The 955-nt window shown below is 53.0% G+C and carries 1 protein-coding gene; it reads right to left on the bottom strand.

What is annotated here, in order from left to right; genetic code table 11:
- Positions 1-141: 141 nt before the first annotated feature.
- Positions 142-955: IS66 family transposase (locus RJ32_RS00080; RefSeq protein WP_034823223.1), on the bottom strand; the 814-nt coding region annotated here is incomplete at its 5' end.

The raw sequence follows: 955 nt of genomic DNA, 5'->3' as shown, positions 1-955 counted from the left end.
GTAAGCGTCGCATAAACCACACAACCGGCCAACCGGCCAAGATAATTGTCGCTGAGATGATTTTGTGCCACCCGATCACGCGTTTCGGTTTAATCCGATCACCGATTTCGGTCTATCCGAACAATCCGTGGTAGGTCAGTTTTATTGACCGTTTTTGTCGGCGTTGATGTTCCAGGCCAGCAGCGAGTCGAGGTCATCATCGTTATTGAGCAACGGCAGTTGCTCGAACAACATCATGAGATAGTCGACCGGCATCAGGCCGTTGGCTTTGGCGGTTTCGACCATGCTGTACAAGATGGCGCTGGCCTGAGCACCGCCGCGTGAGTTTGAGAACAGCCAGGCTTTGCGGCCGATAACGAACGGTTTTATTGCGCGCTCGGCACGGTTGTTATCGATATTAACGTGGCCGTCATGCAGATAAACCTGCAGTTTATCCCATTGTTTGAGCGTGTAATGGATGGCTTTGCCGAGCAGTGACTGCGGGTTGACCTGCAGCGCCGACTTATCCAGCCAGGTTTTTAGCTTGTCCATCACAGGCTGTGCTAAGGCGTCACGTTTTTCCTGCTTTTGCGCCGGGCCGTCATCTTTGATTTTCTGCTCAATGCCGTACAGCTTCTGGATAAAGCTCAGCGCCTGGTCGGCTTTACCGCTTTTGCCTTTGCCCTGTACGGTTTTGGCCTCAATAAACTTACGACGGGCATGCGCCCAGCAGCCGGCTAGCTGTGCTCCGGTTTGCTCATAGCCCTGATAGCCGTCCACCTGCAGTGGACCGCAATAGTCAGCTAAAAACGCAGCGGGATGTGCACCACCGCGCCCGTCCTGATAATCATACAGCACGATATTCGGTGATTTATCCGGCCTTGGCTTATCGGTGCCACAGCCGTAAACCCACATGTAGCATTTGGATTTATCCACATCGAGCACGTTTAAGGTCGTCTCATCAGCCCATAAAGCC

The sequence above is a fragment of the Idiomarina sp. 28-8 genome (genome assembly GCF_000320945.2).
GTDB lineage: Bacteria > Pseudomonadota > Gammaproteobacteria > Enterobacterales > Alteromonadaceae > Idiomarina > Idiomarina loihiensis.
Note: the sequence above shows the minus strand (reverse complement) of the source record. Positions and strands in the feature narration are given on the sequence as shown.